The sequence below is a fragment of the Candidatus Schekmanbacteria bacterium genome (assembly GCA_016219965.1).
Classification (GTDB): Bacteria; Schekmanbacteria; GWA2-38-11; order GWA2-38-11; family J061; genus JACRJM01.
Genome location: JACRJM010000007.1, coordinates 188423 through 207129, shown reverse-complemented (window position 1 = coordinate 207129; position 18707 = coordinate 188423). Strand labels below are relative to the sequence as shown.

Here is an 18707-nt window from a genome sequence, read left to right as displayed (position 1 = left end):
TATTAGCTTTCAGAAAAATTTTCAAGAGGAAAGGTTTTTATTCTTTAGATGTTATATCTTTTTGTTTTAATCACGAAATGTTGTTTTTTTACGAATTAGTAATGGTGCTTATCTGCTTTAATGTTTCTGACCTTTTCTTCAAATCTATCTCCTCGTCAATTTATATCTAACTTATCTTGAGCAGTATTTCTTTCTTTGGCCAAATCACATTATATATTATTATATTTCAAAAAGTTATGTATAATGCAATGGGAATTACAATTATAAATATGATAAATTTTTATTAAAAATACTTGACAGTACAACACTCACATTCTATATTGAGGTTAGAAAAATGCAATCATAAAAACCGGAGGTTAATAAAATGGGAAAGATAGTTGGTATAGATCTTGGTACAACAAACTCAGTTGTGGCTGTAATGGAAGGCGGCGATGTTACTGTTATTCCCAATGCTGAGGGGAGCAGAACTACTCCTTCTGTGGTTGGTTTTGCAAAGGATGCAGAGAGACTTGTAGGGCAGATAGCAAAGAGACAAGCTGTTACTAATCCTACCAATACGGTTTATTCCATAAAAAGGTTCATGGGAAGAAGATATGGGGAAGTGCCGAGCGAGATAAAAAATATTCCTTACAAGGTTGAAGATACCGGCGGCGAGGTAAAGGTGAATATAAGCGGAAAGCTTTATTCCCCGCCTGAAATATCTGCCATGATTCTTCAAAAGCTTAAATCCGCAGCAGAAGATTATCTGGGACAAAAGGTCACAGAGGCAGTTATCACGGTACCTGCGTATTTTAATGACAGTCAGAGGCAGGCAACCAAAGATGCAGGAATCATTGCAGGTCTCGATGTAAAGAGGATTATAAACGAACCTACTGCTGCTGCGCTTGCATATGGTCTTGATAAGAAAAAGGATGAAACAATAGCTGTATTTGACTTCGGCGGCGGCACTTTTGATATATCGGTTCTGGAGGTTGGGGACGGAGTAGTAGAAGTTAAATCTACCAATGGCGACACACACCTGGGAGGCGATGATTTAGATCAGAGGATTATTGAATGGCTTGTTGCGGAGTTTAAGAAAGACCAGGGTATAGATTTAAGCCGTGACCCAATGGCAATGCAGAGGCTCAAGGAAGCTGGTGAAAAGGCAAAGATTGAGCTTTCCGGCGTTTCAGAAAGTGAAATAAATCTTCCATTTATTACAGCAGATGCATCAGGGCCAAAGCACCTTAATATCAAGCTTTCAAGATCTGAATTTGAAAAAATGGTAGATGACCTGCTAAAGAGGACCCTCGGTCCATGCAGAAGAGCTCTTGATGATGCAGGTATTCCCCCTGAGAAGATAGATGAAGTCGTTCTTGTCGGAGGTTCAACCAGAATACCAAAAGTACAGGAACTTGTTAAAAACTTTTTCGGCAAAGAGCCTCATAAAGGGGTTAATCCTGATGAGGTAGTGGCAATAGGTGCTGCCATACAGGGTGGTGTTCTTGCAGGAGACGTAAAGGATGTTCTTCTACTTGATGTAACTCCTCTTTCGCTTGGAATTGAAACTCTCGGCGGAGTACTGACAAGGCTTATAGAAAGGAATACGACGATTCCAACAAGAAAGTCAGAAGTCTTTTCTACTGCTGCTGACAACCAGACAAGTGTTGAGATACACGTCCTCCAGGGAGAAAGAGAAATGGCCCGTGACAACAGAACGCTTGGCAAGTTCCAGCTTGTAGGAATACCTGCCGCCCCGCGCGGTGTACCGCAGATCGAGGTTACTTTTGATATAGATGCAAATGGTATTATCCACGTAACAGCGAAAGATCGAGCAACCAATAAGGAGCAGAAAATAACAGTTACCTCCTCGTCTGGACTCTCTAAAGATGAGATTGAGAAGATGGTAAAGGATGCTGATATCCACGCTTCTGATGATAAGAAAAAGAGGGAACAGGTAGATGTGAGGAATCAGCTTGATTCCCTTGTATATTCCACTGAGAAGACATTGAATGAAAACAAGAGCAAGGTGCCTGCCAGTGATGTTTCAAATATTGAAGCAGCGCTAAAGGAAGGAAAAGATGCTCTTGCGACAGAGGATGTTGACACAATGAAGAAAGCCATAGAAAACATTACGAAGTCAGCGCATAAACTTGCTGAGTTTATGTATCAGCAGGCTCAGCAGTCTTCAGCTTCACCGGAAGGTTCTGGGAGCTCCGCAGAAGGATCTGAATCTGCTTCGCAGGGAACAGGAGCTTCGCAGGGAGATGATGTGGTTGACGCTGAATTTGAGGACAAGAACTAAAGTTAGATAGAAGGAGGTGCTAAAACATGGCGATTGTAAGATGGGATCCCTTCAGGGATATGGTTACAATAAGGGACAGAATGAATAAACTTTTTGATGATGTTTTCTCAAAGTCTGATTTAACGAAAGAGCATGATCTTGACGGACTTTGGAGTCCATCTGTTGATATTTATGAAACTGATGAAAGTGTTGTATTGAAGGCTGAGCTTCCGGAAGTGGAAGAAAAAGATATAGAGATAAAGCTTGAGGACAATGTGCTTACATTGAAAGGTGAGAGGAAGCTTGAAAAGGAAGCTAAGAAAGAAAATTATTATCGCATGGAAAGGGCATATGGGGCATTTTCCAGAGCCTTCAGCATCCCTTCAAGGGTTGACCAGGAAAATGTGACTGCAAATTTCAAAGATGGAGTTCTGAAAATAACAATGTCCAAGAAAAAAGAAGCACAAGAGAAAAAAATTGAAATCAGTTCCAAATAAAAGAATGCGGGGGTAAAAAAGCCCCCGCAAATTTTTTCATTTAGCAGAAAATTAATAATGGCAAAAAAAGATTACTATGAAGTTTTGGGGGTCAAAAAGGGTGCTTCAAACAGTGACATAAAGAAAGCATACAGGAAGCTTGCGAGAAAACACCATCCTGATGTTAATCCCGGAAGTAAAGCTTCAGAGGATAAGTTTAAAGAGATTTCTGAGGCCTATGAGGTGCTGAATGACCCTGAAAAAAAGAAAAAGTACGACATGCTGGGTCATCAGGCTTTTGGCGGCGGTTTTGATCCTTTTTCTGCGAGGCAGGGGAGAGGTGGCCCGGGGAATGTAAATCCCATGGATTTTGATTTTGGTGAAGGTTTTGTTTCAGATATTTTTTCCGAGATGTTTGGCGGTACACGCCCTGAGCAGCAAAGAGGAAGAGGCCCTGTAAGGGGAAATGATATCCAATATCCAATGGAAATAAGTTTTGAAGATACCATCAGGGGACTTACCACTACTCTGGAGATAAGGAAAAATGACAGGTGTTCGGATTGCGGGGGTTCAGGTGCCCAACCCGGAACTTCTCCATCAGTTTGTTCTGAATGCGGAGGGAGCGGAAAGATAAGGACAGGCAGAGGTTTGTTTACGGTCACCCAGACCTGTAGACGATGCGGAGGGGTCGGTAAATATAATACTGCTATGTGCCATCATTGTTCAGGAACCGGAATGGTTCAAAAGACTGAAAGAATATCAGTGAAGATACCCCCTGGCGTTGACAATGGTTCCAAAATCAGGCTTACAGGAAAAGGTGAACCCGGGCTTATGGGCGGCCCCAATGGTGATATTTATATTATTACAAAAGTAAGGCCTCATAAATTTTTTGAAAGAAAAGGGGATAACATTTACTGTATTGTCCCCATAACCGTGTCTGAGGCTGCGCTTGGTGCTAAGATTACCGTTCCCACAGTGGACGGCAAGGCGGAGATGAAAATACCTCAAAGCACGCAAAGCGGGCAGAAATTCAGACTTTCCGGGAAAGGTGTACCAAGCCTCAAAAGCGGACAAAGAGGGGACCAGTTCGTGGAAGTTAAGATTGTTATTCCTCAGAACCTTGATGAGAAGTCAAAGGACATTCTTAAGGAATTTTCAGAGCACACAAGATTTAACCCCAGAGATAGTATTATTTAGGGAGAAATATTAATGAATAAGAGAATTGAAATATCAGTTGATGAAGAAGACTCTAATGAATGTGAAAAAGAAAATATTGAGACCGGTGATAAATCAGCTGATGATTTAAAAGCTCGTATTGCTGAATGCGAAAAAAAATCGGAACAGTACCTTGATATGCTTCAAAGAATGCGTGCTGAATTTGATAACTATAAAAAAAGGACTGAAAAGGAAAAAAGGACTTTTTTTGAAGAAGGTAAAATACAGATGCTTATACCAATGCTTGGGGTTGTTGACAACATGAGCAAGGCGCTATATCACCTTAGCGGGACAGAGGATACCGGAAGTTCAATGAAAGAAGGTCTGGATTTAATCTATAAACAGGTGCTTGATTTCCTCGCAAAAGAAGGTATTAAGAAGATCGAGACAGTAGGAAAACAGTTTGATCCTGAGATGCATGAAGCGGTTGCTACAGAGAAGAATGAAAATGTTGAAGATGGAACTGTTATCGAGGAACTACAGGCGGGATATATGCTAAACAGCAGGTTGTTGAGACCATCTAAGGTCATAGTTTCCGTTCATGTTTGATGTAAGTGCCTCCTTTTAATTTACTGTGTACAATATTGAAGGAAACGTTTCCGGTATGAGGAGTGATTCAGTGGAAAGCAGAAAAAATAAAGTTGATGAAGCTGATGAAATAAAGGTCAAAGTTGTTGATAAAAGGTCGTCAACTTCGGATGAGACTGATAAAACTCAGAGTACTGAATCCGCATTTCCAAAACTTCCCACATATGTTGAAAGCCTTCAAAAAGAGCTTGACGAAAACAAACAGAAGATGATTGAACTTTCACAACTTGTGCGAAAGTCTCAGAAAGAAAATGAAGATTTCAGGCTCAGGCTTACAAAGGATATTGAAAGAAGAGTTTTAAATGGTAAAATAAAATTTTTAGAAGATATGCTTGAGCTTTTAGACAACCTGGAACGCGGTCTTAATATAGCAAAAGAGAAAAAAGATTTTGATTCGTTTTTTGATGGAATTGAAATGGTAAAAAAACAGTTCCAGCAAAAACTAAAAAACAGCGGAGTAATGGAGATTGAAAGCATTGGAGAGGATTTTGATCCAAAATATCATGATGCAATAAGTACTGCCAATGTTGATAAAGAGGAAATTGACGGAAAAGTAATAGAAGAGGCTCAGAAAGGGTATATCCTGGAAGATCAGGTTTTACGCCCGTCAAAGGTTATTGTGGGGAAATTTGAGAAACAGAAATAGAAGATTAAGAAAGGGATCCTGCCTTGGTTAAAAATGATTATTACCAGATACTTGGCGTAAAAAAAGAGGCCTCCCAGGAGGAGATAAAGAAAACGTACCGGAAACTTGCAATGCAATATCATCCGGACAGAAATCCGGAGAACAAAGAGGCAGAAGAAAAATTCAAGGAAGCAGCAGAAGCATATGAAGTTCTGAATGACCCGGAAAAAAGGCGTACCTATGATATGTACGGACATGAAGGCTTAAAAGGTGCCGGCTTTCAGGGGTTTTCAGATGCTGGTGATATTTTTTCAAACTTAGGCGATATATTCGGCGATTTCTTTGGTTTTTCAGCATCAGGTTCGAGAAGTCGTACAGGCCCTCAGAGAGGATCTGATCTTAGATATGATATTCAGATTTCGCTGCATGAAGCAGCTTTTGGGTTAGAAAAAGAAATAGAAATAGAAAGAGCTGAGACATGCCATACTTGCGATGGGACAGGAGCCAAACCCGGTACTAAACCGGCAAGATGCCCTACATGCAACGGAAGAGGGCAGGTAAGCCGTTCGCAGGGTTTTTTCAGCATAAGCACTACATGTCCGCACTGCCGGGGACAGGGAGTGATTATACAAAATCCCTGCCAAAAATGCTCGGGCAGAGGAAAGGTTGAGGACAAAAAGAAACTTTCCGTAAAAATACCTGCTGGTGTCGATACCGGATCTAAGCTTAGACTGCGAGGGGAAGGAGAAGCAGGAGAGCGCGGAGGACCGGCCGGAGATCTTTATGTGGTTATTTTTGTTCAGGAAGATGAATTGTTTAAACGTTATGAAAATGATCTTTATTGCAGGGTAGGGATTTCATTTCCGCAGGCAGTGCTGGGGGGGGAAATAAATGCCCCTACTCTCGAAGGTACAACTTCTGTTAAAGTGCCAAAGGGGACGCAGAATGGCGACAGGATAACTCTCCGTGGTAAAGGGATGCCTGTAATAAGAGGAATGGGTAAAGGGGATCAGATTATTGAATTATTCGTTAAAATTCCCACCAGCATTTCAAAAAGGGAAGAGGAACTTATAAGGGAACTTTCTCAGTTTGAAAATAGCAAAGAGACAAAACAGAAAAAAGGATTTATTGACAGACTGAAAGAGTTCAAGTGATTTTGAGTTGTTTAAATTTCGCTGTTTTTATTTTTGATTTAGATATATCTGGTGTTCAATTAAAACTATCAGTTGTTGATATAAAATATTCTTAGAACATTTTTTTAAGGTTGCGGGATGATAGAGGTAAGAGGACTTACTAAGTTTTATCGAACTATCATGGGAGTTGACAATATTTCATTTTCCATAGGGAAGGGAGATATTGTGGGGTTCCTTGGCCCTAATGGTGCAGGGAAAACCACTACCATGAGGATGCTCACCTGCTTTATTCCGCCTACTTCGGGAACTGCCACTATAGCCGGATTTGATATTTTGAAGGATCCCATGGAGGTGAAAAAAAGGATCGGATATCTTCCTGAAACACCTCCTCTTTATAGAGATATGACTGTTGAGTCTTACCTCAGGTATACGGGAAGCCTGCGCGGACTTGTGAATAAAAAATTGGAAGATGGTATTGAATATGTAGTTTCGAAATGCGGGCTTAAAGATGTAAGAAGAAGGCTTATAGGGAACCTCTCAAAGGGATTCAGGCAGAGGGTTGGCCTTGCCCAGGCTCTCATACATGACCCTGAAGTTCTTATCCTTGATGAGCCTACAGTCGGGCTTGATCCAAAACAGATAACAGATATCCGTATGCTTATAAAAGAACTTGCAGGAGAAAGAACAGTCATACTGAGTACGCATATTCTTCCCGAGGTTACAATGACGTGCAACAAGGTTATAATTATAAACAAGGGTAAGATTATTGCCACAGATAGCTATGAAGATATTTCAAAACATTTGAGAAAATCTGAAAAAATAGAATTGCTTCTTTCCTCTCCCCCTCAGGATGCGGAAAAAGAGCTTGAAAAAATAGAAGGTGTGGTTTTGGTTTCCCGCCTCACCAGCGAAGAAGGGCGTTTCCTGATTGAGGTTGCCCCAGAATCTGACATAAGGGAAAATCTGGTTATAGCCTGTGTTAATAAAGGATATGGACTTAAAGAAATAAAGAAGGTTTCTTTAAGTCTGGAGGATGTATTCCTGGGTCTTGTTACTGACGAGAAGGAGATTTGAAAATGGGTGTAACAGCATCCATAGTAAAAAAAGAAATAAAATCTTATTTTACCTCTCCAATTGCCTATGTGGTGATTGCGGTGTTTTCAGTGATGAATGGTTTTGTTTTTTTTAATTACCTTTCTGAGTTCAATATGAAGGTTATACAGTTCTTACAGATTAAAATTAAATATCCTGAACTGTCGGCAGAGTTAAGCATAAATGACTGGGTATTGACTCCTCTTTTCAGCAACCTCAGCATGCTGCTGCTTCTGCTTATGCCGACAGTTTCCATGAGACTTTTTGCCGAGGAGAAACGTTCCGGTACATTTGAGCTTCTCATGACTTCGCCTGTAACAACTCTGCAGATAATGCTTGGAAAGTTTTTTTCGTGTCTATTTTTTTATGCTGTAATGCTTCTTACAACCATCCAGTATCCACTTATACTTTTCAGCTTCGGAAACCCTGATATAAAGCCAGTTCTTATATCCTATCTTATGCTCTTTCTTCTGGGGGCTGCATTCATTGCGGTCGGAATGGTAGCTTCAAGTCTGACTGAGAATCAGATAATTGCCGCTATAACAAGTTTTGGCGTGCTCCTGATATTCTGGCTCGTGGGATGGCTTGGTGAAAATATCGGCGGCAAGGCTGGAGAGGTCATTTCGTTTTTTTCCCTATTTATACATCTCGGCGATTCATTGCAGGGAGTATTAGATACAAGGGATGTGGTTTTCTATCTGAGTTTTATTTTTTTTGGTCTTTATGTGACATATGAAGCGCTTGATTCCGAGAGGTGGAGATAAAATTGTTTAAAGGAAAGATAAGCATACTTTTTTATTTGAGTATTGCAGTAATTATTGCATCTCAGGTGTGGGAACGTTTTTTTGTTTTAAATTTTTTCTACAGAGACCTTGCCGTTTTTGCAGGACTTATAGGGTTTGCTGTATGGGCAGCGATTAACATATCGCTCATCAGAAAAGGTGAAGGATTCAAGAAGTTTAAAAGAGGAACAGGCTCAATAATATCCATTATCCTTGTTGGCGCTATTCTGGTAGTTTTGAATTTTTTAAGTTTTAATAATGGGTTCCGTATCGATGTGACCCGCAGTGGTGAACACAGCCTCTCAGACGAGACAAAAAAAATACTTACCGGGCTTAACAAAAGTGTGATTATTACAGGATTCTTCCAGGAAGGAGCAGAATCGAAAAATGGCTTCCAGGCTCTGCTAAAGGAATATTCTTATTGTTCAAAGATGATAACTTTTAGATTGATTGATCCTGATAAACAACCGGCTGAAGCAAAGCGTTATGGCATTTCCCAGTACAACACAATAGTTGTTGAATCTGCCGGGGTTGAAACAAAGATCAACAACATAACAGAGGAATCATTTACCAATGCCATTGTCAAGGTAACGCGACAGCTGGATAAGTCTATTTACTTTGTTACCGGCCATGGAGAGAAAAATATAAACTCCTCTGACAGTACGAGAGATGGATATTCGATCGTAAAGAATAGTCTGGTGAAAACAAACTACAAAGTTGAGCCCTTCAGTCTTTACTCCAGTGATAAGGTTCCTGATAATTGCACGATACTCGTTATAGCCGGACCTACAATGGATTACACTCAACAGGAAGTAGATATGATAAAAAAATTCCTCGGAACTGGCGGAAAACTTTTAATCATGATTGATCCTTTCTATTCAGGGAGAGTTCTCCAGCTTGCAGAGAATATAGGGCTTATATTTAAAAATGATGTCATAGCGGATGAAAATGCAGCCAGAATCATAGGAGGAGATGTTTTTACTTCTGCAGTAAACCGTTATGGCAAACATCCTGCAACTGCCGGATTCCAGCCTTTGACATTCTTCCCGCTTGCAAGGTCTGTTGATTTTTCGCAGCCTGCCGAATCCGGCAGAAAAGAAGGTGGAGCTGAAAACCGCTTTGAAGGATTGCTATATACTTCGTCTTCTAGCTGGATTGAAGAGGGAGGCAGTCTTAGACCGTCTTTTGACCCGTCAAAAGATAAAAAGGGCCCAGCATGTATAGGTGGTGTTTTCTATGGGACCATGACAGGGAAGGATTATGGGTACAGTGTAATAGCCATTGGCGACTCTGATTTTGCTTCCAATGCCTATATAGGCCTTTCAGGGAATATGGATCTTTTCATGAATTGTGTCAACTGGCTTGCTGATGAAGGAGAACTGATCTTTATAAAGACAAAGCATAAGGAATTTTCTTCTGTTAGTATTACGAGGACGGAAGGAAATATAATTTTTATTGTTTCAGTAATAGCTCTTCCGTGCATTATTTTAGTGACGGGTACTTTTATTTGGATTAGAAGAAAAAAACTATGAAGACGATTTATAAAATAGTCCTGCTTTTAGCCGTCTTGGCTGTATTTTATTTTTTTTATGATTTTGATAAGAGCCGGAAGGCTGAAAAGGAGAATATTGAGAAAGAGGATAAGGTAATATTTAATTATAATCCTGATGATATTTCTGCTTTAAGGATGAATACCGGTAAAGATGAGTTCTATGCAGAAAAGGATAGGAATGGCCAGTGGTTGCTGAAGAAGCCTTTTGAAGATAGAGCTGACGAACAAACAATATCCGGCATACTGGATAAAGTTTTAGAGATAGAAGCGACAAAAAAGATTAACCCTGAAGGGGGAGACCTTTCTGTATACGGCCTTAAGACACCTTCATCAGGGTTTGTTTTTTACAATAGCGATTTGAAACCTGTTGTATCTGTAGAGATCGGAGAACAGAGTGTTGTAACGGATGTTGTTTATGTAAGAATTAACAATGAAGAAGATATATTCATGGTGTCGCCGGCTATTAAAAGGGCTATTATGCACTCAGCGTATGAGATGCGTGCGAAACACCTCCTGCAAATACCAGGAGATGAAATTTCCAGGATAGAAATAACAGTTGGAGGAAAAGAGAACTATTCCCTGAAGAAGTATAAAGATTTGTGGGAAATAGTATCTCCTGTCAAATGCAAAGCTGATGATAAGAATATCTATGAATACATGAGTTTGCTGAACAATGCGGTCATAAAACAATTTGTTCTTGAAAAAGCTACGAAAGAGGATTTGAAAAAATATGGACTGGACGTTCCTGAAATTAAGCTTGCTTTTTATAATAATGGGGGAAAGGTATTTGAGGCTTCGTTAAGCAAAGAAAAAATTGGTTCAGGTATGTATGCAGTATCTAATATGCGTGACGGTATATTTTTTATAGAAGAAAATTTTATTCAAAAGCTTCCATTGAAGCTGATTAATCTGCGTCCTCTCAAGATTATGCCTTTCGGCACTGCTGATATTGAAGCAATGCAGTTAAAAAATAAAAGAGGGGAAATTTTCTTCAAAAAAGATCCGAGTGGAATATGGACGGGATCTGTTTCAGGAAAAAGTATGAACGTGGATATCCTCAAGGTAAAAGTGCTCGAAAATATAGTCACAAATGTATCTGCGAAGAAATTCGTTGAAGGACCAGTATCAGACCTTGCTCTCTATGGTTTCAATAATCCTCAGGCAGAGGTTACGCTTTTTGGAGTACAGGAAAAGAAACTTGGACGGTTCATTATAGGAAAACATGATACGGAAGGGTTGCTGGTTTATTGTAAAAATGGAGATTCAAGCGATGTGGCGCTGATTGACAGTATTCTCCTTCGGGATTACCTCGGCAGAGAACCGGAGTTTTATTTTTTAGCAAACAATTAATATGGCAGGATGGTAATATGGGAAAGGATGACAGAGAAGAGGAGCAGGAGAGTCAATTTAAGGTAAAGGACAAGCGCGCCGCTTTCATGGATGAAAAGGAAATAAAGAAGGAAGAGGCCAGCAAGAAAAGGGATGCAGAGAGAAAAAAAGATAGTGGAACTATTGCAGAAAAAGATAATAGTGAGCCTGAACCATCATTGCCCGAAGTAAGTTTTTCCATGCATATAATTACCCTGTACGAGCAGGGGAGCTTTTATTTAGGATACAGCCGTAACCCGGAAATACAAAATCCGCAAGTCAATCTCCCGGTAGCTAAGATGATGATTGATACTATGGACATGTTAAAGGCTAAAACCCAGGGGAATCTCATTGAACAGGAGGCTCAGTTGCTTGAAGAAGCTGCTGCCGACCTGAAGATGAAATATGTTGCCAAGCTCAAAGAGGGCTTGTAAATTAAATAATAACGCGACATGTCTAAAATCAGGGATTTTATCCTATATATATTAGTTTACCTTCCAATGGTTGTCGTAACATTCCTTTTGTTCAGAGTATTAAATCGCCTGAAGGTAAGGGGAAAAGAACTGCTCCCAAGGGGGGAAGGGATGCTGGTTATGGCAAATCATGTATCAGCATTGGATTCATGGCTTATCGGTCACATTTTTTTTCCTCGCAAAGTATTATTCCCTGCTAAAGCAGAGCTTTTTAAAAATTTTTTTATGCGTTTATTTATAAGCGCCAATGGAGCCTTTCCTGTTTTCAGAGGCAGGTATAATGAAAGGGCAATGCAAAAAATATGCGAGCTTTCACACAATCATATAGTTGTCATGCATCCTGAAGGGACCCGTTCCTTGGATGGGAAGATAGGCAAAGGAATGAGAGGGGTGGGAAAGATAATTTATGACAGCAATGCTGTTGTTGTTCCGCTAGTCGCAGATGGGATGTTGAAGTTTTTGCCTAAAGGGAAGGTCATTCCCGGATTTTTCAATGATCTTCGTATAGTCATAGGAAAGCCGGTTGATTTTTCAGAATACAAAAAAAGAGAGCCTTCCAATGAGCTTTACGCTGAGATGGTTGAAAAACTAATTCATGAAATGAGGAAGCTTGCTCCTGAAATGTCCCTGGAATAAATACTGGTTTAAAAACTCTTGTCTGATTTTTTTTCTTTTTCCTGGAGTGTTAATTTGGCAATACTGTTTTTTACTATCAGCCAGCCCACAACAAACCACACTCCTCCCAACATTACAAAAAACATGGGGGCAGCCATTGATCCACCTTTGCCGAAGAGCAGAACTGATATGCTGGTGAATATTATTCCTATGAACTCAAAAGTCCTGCCAATGCTGTAAAAAAATCTTGTCACAGTAGCTGGAGTATCAATAATAGGATGTTACATCAGGCTTCCCGTCGCCGTCTGTATCTTGTTCAACGCTTACGATCTTATTGTTCTGTATTTCCTGCCATGTATCAATTTTTCCGTTATTGTCTTCGTCCAACATTATTTTTACAAGCTTGCCATCCCTGAATTCCTGCCAGGTGTCAATCTTCCCGTCAAAATTCTTATCAATCTTAACCTCTGTGCAAACGCCATTCTGATAATATTCCCACCTGTTTTTTGTACCTCTTTCAGCGAAAACTCTCTGTGTAAGCTTTCCACCTGTATATGTTTCCCATAAATCTATCTTGCCGTCCATATTGGAATCTATATCGCGCCTTACAAGTGTTCCATTCTCGAAGTACGCATAGGAATCCATTTTACCATCCTGGTTCTTGTCTGTCTGTACTTCCGTAAGCTTGCCGGTATTGTCATAAAGCTCGACCTTCTCCATTGCTCCATTTTCATCATTGTCGTATTCAACCTTTGTTACCTTGCCATCTGTTGTAAAATAACGTGTTGTATCCATCTTGGCGTTGTTATTGGTATCCAGCTCTTCTTTCACTACTTTCGTATTTTCCAGATATTGGATTCTCTCGATCTTCCCATCAAAATTGTCGTCAAATTCAGTTTTGTCTACTGCTCCGTCTTTGCCGTATAAGAATATATCAGCTTTTTCATCCTTATTCCTGTCCATTTCAACTCTTGTTACTATGTATTTGTCTCCCTCTTTTGTTACATAAGTCCATATGTCCGGTTTCCCATCAGCATCCTTGTCTTCTCCATACCAGATTCTAACGCCTTTTTCATAGTAATCCCAAAAATCGGTTTTCCCGTCTTTATTCCTGTCAGCCTTTCTGGTCTCTTTATCCTTGATTTTTTTTGTTACTTTAACTGGAGTTCCTTCACTGGGAGGTGCACTCTCGTTTGTATTTGTATTATCTGTGGGCTGGACTGACTCGGTAGAAGTTTTATTTTCTGTGCTTTGATCGGTTGCAGAATCTGCCAGCGCACTGCACGCGCTTATAACGAAGATAAAGGCACAAAAAGTTAACAAACTAATAAAAATATTTTTTATTCTCATAAAAATTTCCCCTTTTATTATTCTCTTTTCCCCCTACCGTTTACCCCGTTTAAATTAGAATAATATAATAAGAGAGTCAAGCTATTTTAGTATTACAAAACCGAGCGTTAAATTTTAGTTAAGATAATAAATTTAGAGGAGATTTATTGATTTTGTGAGGGGTATGGAAGAAATATTTTATATTTCTTTTTGTCATATTTATAGGGAACTTTTACTTTTCCTCCCTCATACCAATATTTATAGTCTGAGTTATTGTTGCCCGAAGTTCCTTCTGTTTTCCACTGCGGAGATGAATCATAGTTCTCTATTTTCCAGCCTTTATCAATTTCGTGAACTAATATAATACCTTTTCCAACATTTTTAAACTCGCCGCTAACAGTGATCTTCTCATTTTCTCTGGTATTGGAAAGAGCTTTTTCAATATCCGAGCCTTTTTCAACGTAACAAGATATCTCTGAGTTGATTTTCCCGATAAAAATGCTATATCTTTCGCTTGAAAACCCTTTTGCTTCTGCGTTTATGTTTCTGTTTTCAGAAAGCCTTTGGAAAAAATCAACAAATGCTATCAGCTTTCCGTCTAATGTTTTACAATTTTGTTTAATTTCATCAGATCTAACTGGTAGATATAATTGGGTGTCAGCGCTGCAGTAATGGGGTATAGTGCAGAATGCTGAAATAAGAAGAAGCGTTAATGCACTTTTTTTCAGGTTTTTCATATGCTTTTTATCGCCTGAAGCAGATAAAACATTATGCCTGAAGGTGCAATAAACGAGCAATATTGGATAAAATAAAGATTATGCCCAACACTGTGTTATTCCTTGACTTTTAAGGTCATTTCTATAATATCACGCACTTTGAATCATAAGGAAAAATCCCAAGATAATAAAAAGAGAGAATTTTTATGAAAATCAAGAAAGCTGTTATTCCAGTTGCAGGTTTGGGAACAAGATTTTTGCCTGCAACCAAAGCTTCTCCAAAAGAGATGCTTCCACTTGTTGACAAACCGATTATACAATATGTGGTTGAGGAGGCTATAGCAAGCGGGATTGAGCATATTACGATGGTAACAGGGCGAGGCAAAAGGGCTATTGAAGACCATTTCGATATTTCAGTCGAGCTTGAATCGGCATTGGAGGAAAAAAATGCCAATGACATGCTTTCAGAGATACAGAAAATATCAAACATGGTTTCTTTTAACTATACAAGGCAGAAAAAGCCATTGGGACTTGGTCACGCAATATTATGTGCTGCCCAGATAGTTGGAGATGAACCTTTTGCCGTGTTCCTTGCAGATGACATTATTAGTGCCAAAAAGCCTTGTATGAAGCAGATGATGGATGTTTATGATGAGGTAGGTTCTACTGTCATAGCTATTCAGGAGGTAGCCAAAGAGGAAACGAAGAGCTATGGTATAATTGAGCCTGAGAGCAGCAATGGGAGGCTTCACAAGATAGCAAATATGGTTGAAAAACCTGATCCGGAAAATGCACCGTCACGACTTGCCATAATAGGACGGTACATACTCGTACCAGAGATTTTTGATATATTGAGGGAGACTCCACCCGGAAAAAATGGGGAAATACAACTTACAGACGCATTAAAAAAGCTTCTCGAAAAACAGAGTATGTATGGTTATGAGTTTGAAGGCAAAAGATATGATACAGGAGATAAGCTTGGCTTTTTAAAAGCCACAGTTGAGTTTGCCCTTAACAGGCCTTTATTAGGAAGTCAGTTCAGGGAATATCTTAAAAGTCTAAATATTAATTAACCATGGGTAAAGGGAATATAAAGGACTTCAGGGTGATTGATTCGTCTGATCTTGAAAGGACGATATTTTACATAACTGACAATCAGCTTGAGGATATTAGAGATTTGGAACATGGGCAACCCTTTCCGCTTCTTGATATATTTGAAAATGAGAAAGAACTTTGCATACAGTTTGAAGTTCCAGGCGTCAGGACTGAAGATATGGACATTGCTATCCAGGGGGATGAGCTGACGCTTAAAATTTTCAAAAAAGATGAAATAATGGAGCAGGAGGAGGTAAGCTTTCTCCGCATGGAAAGGAAGTTCGGTGGTTTCAAACGGACAGTGAGGCTCCCGGTGCCATGTGATACAGGAAGTGCCCGGGCAGTATGTTCAAAAGGAGTACTGCATATAAGTTTTAACAAAGTAGCGGACAAACGGGGAATAGTTAAAAAGATAAACATTAAATGATTTACATGAAAGGCATTTTTAATGGAAATGTTTGATGCATTGAATATAGAAGATATTCAGATACCGCGTGAGCTTCCTTTGCTCCCGCTTCGCGATATAGTTATATTCCCGTTCATGATCGTTCCTCTTTTTGTAGGCAGAGAGAAATCTATCCGCTCGGTGGATGGTGCACTTGCAGCAGACAGGATGATTTTCCTGAGCTCCCAGAAGGATGGTGCCAACGAAAATCCGACTACCGACGAAATAAGCCGCATAGGGACAGTAGGGATGATAATGAGGATGCTGAAACTCCCTGATGGAAGAGTTAAAATTCTTGTACAGGGAATTGCAAAAGCGAAAATAGTTGATTATTCGGCAAAGGAGCCTTTCTTCAAGGTCAAGATTGAGATTATAAAAGAACATAAGACTGAACATAGGGTTCCGGAAGTAGAAGCTCAGATGAGGAGCGTGAGGGAACAGCTTCAGAAAGTGATTTCTTTAGGGCAGACTATTCCGCCTGATATCCTTGTCCTTGCTGACAATTTGGATGATCCGGGGAGGCTTGCAGATCTGGTGGCTTCAAACCTTAATATAAAGGTTGATGAGGCGCAGGAAGTTCTTGAGATTGCCGACTCCATGAAGAGACTGAAGAAAGTCGGGGAGTTCCTTGCCAATGAGCTTGAGGTTCTCATGGTGAAGAACAAAATCCAGAGCGAAGCAAAAGATGAGATGAACAAGACCCAGAGGGAGTACTACCTGAGGGAACAGCTAAAGGCAATCCAGAAGGAACTTGGGGAGGTTGATGAGAAAGCTGAGGAGATAAGCGAATTTAAGGATAAGATAAAAAAGGCAAAGATGCCGGAGAAAGTAAAATCTGAAGCAGAGAAACAGTTAACGCGCCTGGAAAGGATGCATCCTGATGCTGCAGAATCAGCAGTCGTAAGGACTTATCTTGAATCCCTTGTAGAGCTTCCATGGAGCAAGACAACAACTGATAATCTTAATATAAAAAAGGCAGAAGAGGTCCTTAACGAGGACCATTATGACCTTGAGAAGGTAAAAGAGAGGATATTGGAATATCTCGGTGTATGCAAACTCAAAAAACAGATGAAGGGGCCAATCCTCTGTTTTGTGGGACCTCCCGGAGTCGGCAAAACATCGCTTGGCAAATCCATAGCAAGGGCGCTGGGCAGAAAGTTTATCAGGATTTCACTTGGCGGAGTAAAGGATGAGGCTGAGATAAGAGGACACCGCCGTACTTATGTCGGAGCAATGCCTGGAAAGATCATACAGGGGATAAAGCAGGCAGGTGTGAATAACCCTGTTTTCATGATGGATGAAATTGATAAGCTTGGAATGGATTTCAGAGGTGATCCGTCATCAGCGCTTCTTGAAGTCTTAGACCCCGAGCAGAATGACAGTTTTACCGACCATTACCTGGGCCTTCCCTTTGATCTTTCAAAGGTGATGTTCATAACAACTGCAAATATGACTGATCCCATTCCGGCTGCGCTGAAGGACAGAATGGAGATAATTGAAATCCCTGGGTACACTGAAGAAGAAAAGGTGATGATTGCCAAGAAGTTCATACTTCCCCGTCAGCTTACTGACCATGGTATAACTGATAAATATATCCGGTTTACTGATTCTGTAATCGCAACAATAGTATCAGATTATACGAGGGAGGCCGGACTCAGGAACCTTGAACGTGAAGTGGCTACCATATGCAGGAAGGTTGCAAAGAAAGTAGCCGCAGGTGATAAAAAACTTAAACAGATAACCGTGGAAAACATCCATACTTTTTTAGGTGTACGTAAATATCTCCGTGAGTCAGAAAAGGTTAAGAATGAAATCGGAGTTTCCACCGGGCTTGCATGGACGCCTTCAGGCGGAGAGCTGATACATATTGAATCAACTGTGATGAAAGGGAAGGGCGCTCTTATATTGACAGGGCAGCTTGGAGAAGTCATGCAGGAATCAGCCAAGGCAGCGTTAAGCTATGCCCGTGCCAAATCAAAGGAATTAGGGTTGAAGGATGATCTTTTTTCAAAGATAGATATTCATATTCATGTTCCTGCCGGTGCAATTCCCAAAGATGGCCCTTCGGCAGGTATAACAATGGCTACCTCTCTTATTTCTGCTTTGACTAAAAAGCCGGTCAATAATGATCTCGCAATGACAGGAGAAATAACCCTGAGGGGAAGGGTTTTACCTATAGGCGGATTGAAGGAAAAATCCCTGGCTGCAAAAAGAGCGGGGATTGAGACAATAATAGTACCGAAGGAAAATGAAAAAGACCTTTATGAGATTCCTGAGAACATCAAAAAGAATTTGAATTACATTTTTGTTGAGACAATGGATGAGGTTCTTAAGCATGTCTTTGTTGACAAAAGAAAAAAGACCACAGGTACAGTAAAAAAGAATAATTATTATGAGCATCGCAAACAGGCTTAAGATTGTATTAGATAATATTCCTGACGAAGGACTTCACATCCATGAAGAGATGGACGCCGGATGTTTTGAGGATATAGATGTTAATCTCAAAACCCCGGTAGAACTGGATGCAGATGTTTACATGTCAGGGAGTATAGTCGTTGTCACGGGAAGCGTGGTTTTCTCCGCAGAACTTGACTGCAGCAGATGTTTGAAAAGGATCTGCTCAAAAATAACGTCTCCATTTAAAGTGGAGTATAAACGATATGAGCTACGGAATGAGTCATCGGACGTTGAGCTTGAGTCAGAGGAGCTTGAGGTGGACTATTTAAAAGAGGATTTTATAGATCTTCAGGATCTTGCTTCACAACAGATCATCCTTTCCATACCGATGAAGCCGCTCTGTTCCGCTGACTGCAAAGGACTCTGTGCGGTATGCGGTGCAGACAGGAATGAAAACGATTGCGGTTGTATTGAGAAAAAGATCGACCCCCGCCTTTCCGTGCTTGCAGAATTAAAAAAGAATATTAACTAAACGCTGAAAAA

At 40.2% G+C, this 18707-nt stretch carries 19 protein-coding genes; 16 read left to right on the top strand and 3 right to left on the bottom strand.

What is annotated here, in order from left to right; translation table 11 throughout:
* Nucleotides 1-364 precede the first annotated feature (364 nt).
* The 12 genes from dnaK (at nt 365) to HZA77_09365 (ending at nt 12203) form a co-directional block, all read left to right on the top strand.
* Nucleotides 365-2284, top strand: coding sequence for a molecular chaperone DnaK (gene dnaK, locus HZA77_09420; GenBank protein ID MBI5375643.1), 1920 nt, complete (start codon nt 365-367; stop codon nt 2282-2284).
* Nucleotides 2285-2310: 26 nt separating this feature from the next.
* Nucleotides 2311-2760, top strand: coding sequence for an Hsp20/alpha crystallin family protein (locus HZA77_09415; GenBank protein MBI5375642.1), 450 nt, complete (start codon nt 2311-2313; stop codon nt 2758-2760).
* A 57-nt stretch (nt 2761-2817) separates the two neighbouring features.
* The gene (dnaJ, locus tag HZA77_09410; protein ID MBI5375641.1) at nt 2818-3936 is read left to right on the top strand and encodes a molecular chaperone DnaJ; all 1119 of its coding nucleotides are present in this window, start codon (nt 2818-2820) and stop codon (nt 3934-3936) included.
* Nucleotides 3937-3948: 12 nt separating this feature from the next.
* Entirely contained in the window at nt 3949-4503 is a 555-nt protein-coding gene (grpE, locus tag HZA77_09405) for a nucleotide exchange factor GrpE (protein ID MBI5375640.1), read from the top strand.
* A 70-nt stretch (nt 4504-4573) separates the two neighbouring features.
* Entirely contained in the window at nt 4574-5188 is a 615-nt protein-coding gene (locus HZA77_09400; GenBank protein ID MBI5375639.1) for a nucleotide exchange factor GrpE, read from the top strand.
* Between the two features lie 23 nt (nt 5189-5211).
* Nucleotides 5212-6321 (top strand): molecular chaperone DnaJ, encoded by a 1110-nt coding sequence (gene dnaJ / locus HZA77_09395; GenBank protein ID MBI5375638.1) that lies wholly within the window; start codon nt 5212-5214, stop codon nt 6319-6321.
* Between the two features lie 117 nt (nt 6322-6438).
* Entirely contained in the window at nt 6439-7374 is a 936-nt protein-coding gene (locus HZA77_09390) for an ATP-binding cassette domain-containing protein (protein ID MBI5375637.1), read from the top strand.
* Between the two features lie 2 nt (nt 7375-7376).
* Complete coding sequence (locus HZA77_09385) at nt 7377-8156, top strand: ABC transporter permease subunit (GenBank protein MBI5375636.1); 780 nt, start codon at nt 7377-7379, stop codon at nt 8154-8156.
* Nucleotides 8157-8158: 2 nt separating this feature from the next.
* Nucleotides 8159-9706, top strand: a complete 1548-nt coding sequence (locus HZA77_09380; GenBank protein ID MBI5375635.1) for a GldG family protein — start codon at nt 8159-8161, stop codon at nt 9704-9706.
* The gene (locus tag HZA77_09375; protein ID MBI5375634.1) at nt 9703-11076 is read left to right on the top strand and encodes a DUF4340 domain-containing protein; all 1374 of its coding nucleotides are present in this window, start codon (nt 9703-9705) and stop codon (nt 11074-11076) included. Before HZA77_09380 ends, HZA77_09375 begins: the two co-directional genes overlap by 4 nt.
* A 17-nt stretch (nt 11077-11093) precedes the next feature.
* Nucleotides 11094-11528: a DUF1844 domain-containing protein gene (locus HZA77_09370; protein MBI5375633.1), complete on the top strand. Its 435-nt coding sequence runs from the start codon at nt 11094-11096 to the stop codon at nt 11526-11528.
* A gap of 18 nt (nt 11529-11546) precedes the next feature.
* Nucleotides 11547-12203 (top strand): 1-acyl-sn-glycerol-3-phosphate acyltransferase, encoded by a 657-nt coding sequence (locus tag HZA77_09365; protein ID MBI5375632.1) that lies wholly within the window; start codon nt 11547-11549, stop codon nt 12201-12203.
* 8 nt (nt 12204-12211) lie between these two features.
* Here HZA77_09365 and HZA77_09360 read toward each other — a convergent pair whose 3' ends face one another.
* The 3 genes from HZA77_09360 to HZA77_09350 all read right to left on the bottom strand — a co-directional run bounded on the left by HZA77_09360 (nt 12212) and on the right by HZA77_09350 (nt 14248).
* Nucleotides 12212-12436, bottom strand: a complete 225-nt coding sequence (locus HZA77_09360; protein MBI5375631.1) for a hypothetical protein — start codon at nt 12434-12436, stop codon at nt 12212-12214.
* Between the two features lie 13 nt (nt 12437-12449).
* The gene (locus HZA77_09355) at nt 12450-13532 is read right to left on the bottom strand and encodes a hypothetical protein (GenBank protein MBI5375630.1); all 1083 of its coding nucleotides are present in this window, start codon (nt 13530-13532) and stop codon (nt 12450-12452) included.
* A 143-nt stretch (nt 13533-13675) separates the two neighbouring features.
* Nucleotides 13676-14248: a hypothetical protein gene (locus tag HZA77_09350; protein ID MBI5375629.1), complete on the bottom strand. Its 573-nt coding sequence runs from the start codon at nt 14246-14248 to the stop codon at nt 13676-13678.
* A gap of 185 nt (nt 14249-14433) precedes the next feature.
* Here HZA77_09350 and galU point away from each other — a divergent pair, with 185 nt between their 5' ends.
* Genes galU through HZA77_09330 form a run of 4 tightly spaced genes read left to right on the top strand, consistent with a single transcriptional unit; the run spans nt 14434 to nt 18696 of the window.
* A complete protein-coding gene (galU, locus tag HZA77_09345) occupies nt 14434-15300 on the top strand; it encodes a UTP--glucose-1-phosphate uridylyltransferase GalU (protein ID MBI5375628.1) in 867 nt (288 codons plus the stop codon).
* 2 nt (nt 15301-15302) lie between these two features.
* Nucleotides 15303-15749, top strand: coding sequence for an Hsp20/alpha crystallin family protein (locus HZA77_09340; GenBank protein ID MBI5375627.1), 447 nt, complete (start codon nt 15303-15305; stop codon nt 15747-15749).
* Between the two features lie 21 nt (nt 15750-15770).
* Nucleotides 15771-18182, top strand: a complete 2412-nt coding sequence (gene lon, locus HZA77_09335) for an endopeptidase La (protein MBI5375626.1) — start codon at nt 15771-15773, stop codon at nt 18180-18182.
* Nucleotides 18160-18696 carry a DUF177 domain-containing protein gene (locus HZA77_09330; protein MBI5375625.1) on the top strand — a complete coding sequence of 179 codons (537 nt, stop codon included), beginning with the start codon at nt 18160-18162 and terminating at the stop codon, nt 18694-18696. The genes lon and HZA77_09330 overlap by 23 nt, the downstream gene beginning before the upstream one ends.
* Nucleotides 18697-18707 lie beyond the last annotated feature (11 nt).

Coding starts and splice junctions, on each gene's coding strand:
- lon (MBI5375626.1), top strand. CDS start 15,771: ATGGAAATGTTTGATGCATTGAATATAGAAGATATTCAGATACCGCGT.
- HZA77_09340 (MBI5375627.1), top strand. CDS start 15,303: ATGGGTAAAGGGAATATAAAGGACTTCAGGGTGATTGATTCGTCTGAT.
- HZA77_09385 (MBI5375636.1), top strand. CDS start 7,377: ATGGGTGTAACAGCATCCATAGTAAAAAAAGAAATAAAATCTTATTTT.
- HZA77_09355 (MBI5375630.1), bottom strand. CDS start 13,532: ATGAGAATAAAAAATATTTTTATTAGTTTGTTAACTTTTTGTGCCTTT.
- HZA77_09415 (MBI5375642.1), top strand. CDS start 2,311: ATGGCGATTGTAAGATGGGATCCCTTCAGGGATATGGTTACAATAAGG.
- HZA77_09330 (MBI5375625.1), top strand. CDS start 18,160: ATGAGCATCGCAAACAGGCTTAAGATTGTATTAGATAATATTCCTGAC.
- HZA77_09390 (MBI5375637.1), top strand. CDS start 6,439: ATGATAGAGGTAAGAGGACTTACTAAGTTTTATCGAACTATCATGGGA.
- grpE (MBI5375640.1), top strand. CDS start 3,949: ATGAATAAGAGAATTGAAATATCAGTTGATGAAGAAGACTCTAATGAA.
- dnaJ (MBI5375641.1), top strand. CDS start 2,818: ATGGCAAAAAAAGATTACTATGAAGTTTTGGGGGTCAAAAAGGGTGCT.
- HZA77_09375 (MBI5375634.1), top strand. CDS start 9,703: ATGAAGACGATTTATAAAATAGTCCTGCTTTTAGCCGTCTTGGCTGTA.
- galU (MBI5375628.1), top strand. CDS start 14,434: ATGAAAATCAAGAAAGCTGTTATTCCAGTTGCAGGTTTGGGAACAAGA.
- HZA77_09350 (MBI5375629.1), bottom strand. CDS start 14,248: ATGAAAAACCTGAAAAAAAGTGCATTAACGCTTCTTCTTATTTCAGCA.
- HZA77_09365 (MBI5375632.1), top strand. CDS start 11,547: ATGTCTAAAATCAGGGATTTTATCCTATATATATTAGTTTACCTTCCA.
- dnaK (MBI5375643.1), top strand. CDS start 365: ATGGGAAAGATAGTTGGTATAGATCTTGGTACAACAAACTCAGTTGTG.
- HZA77_09370 (MBI5375633.1), top strand. CDS start 11,094: ATGGGAAAGGATGACAGAGAAGAGGAGCAGGAGAGTCAATTTAAGGTA.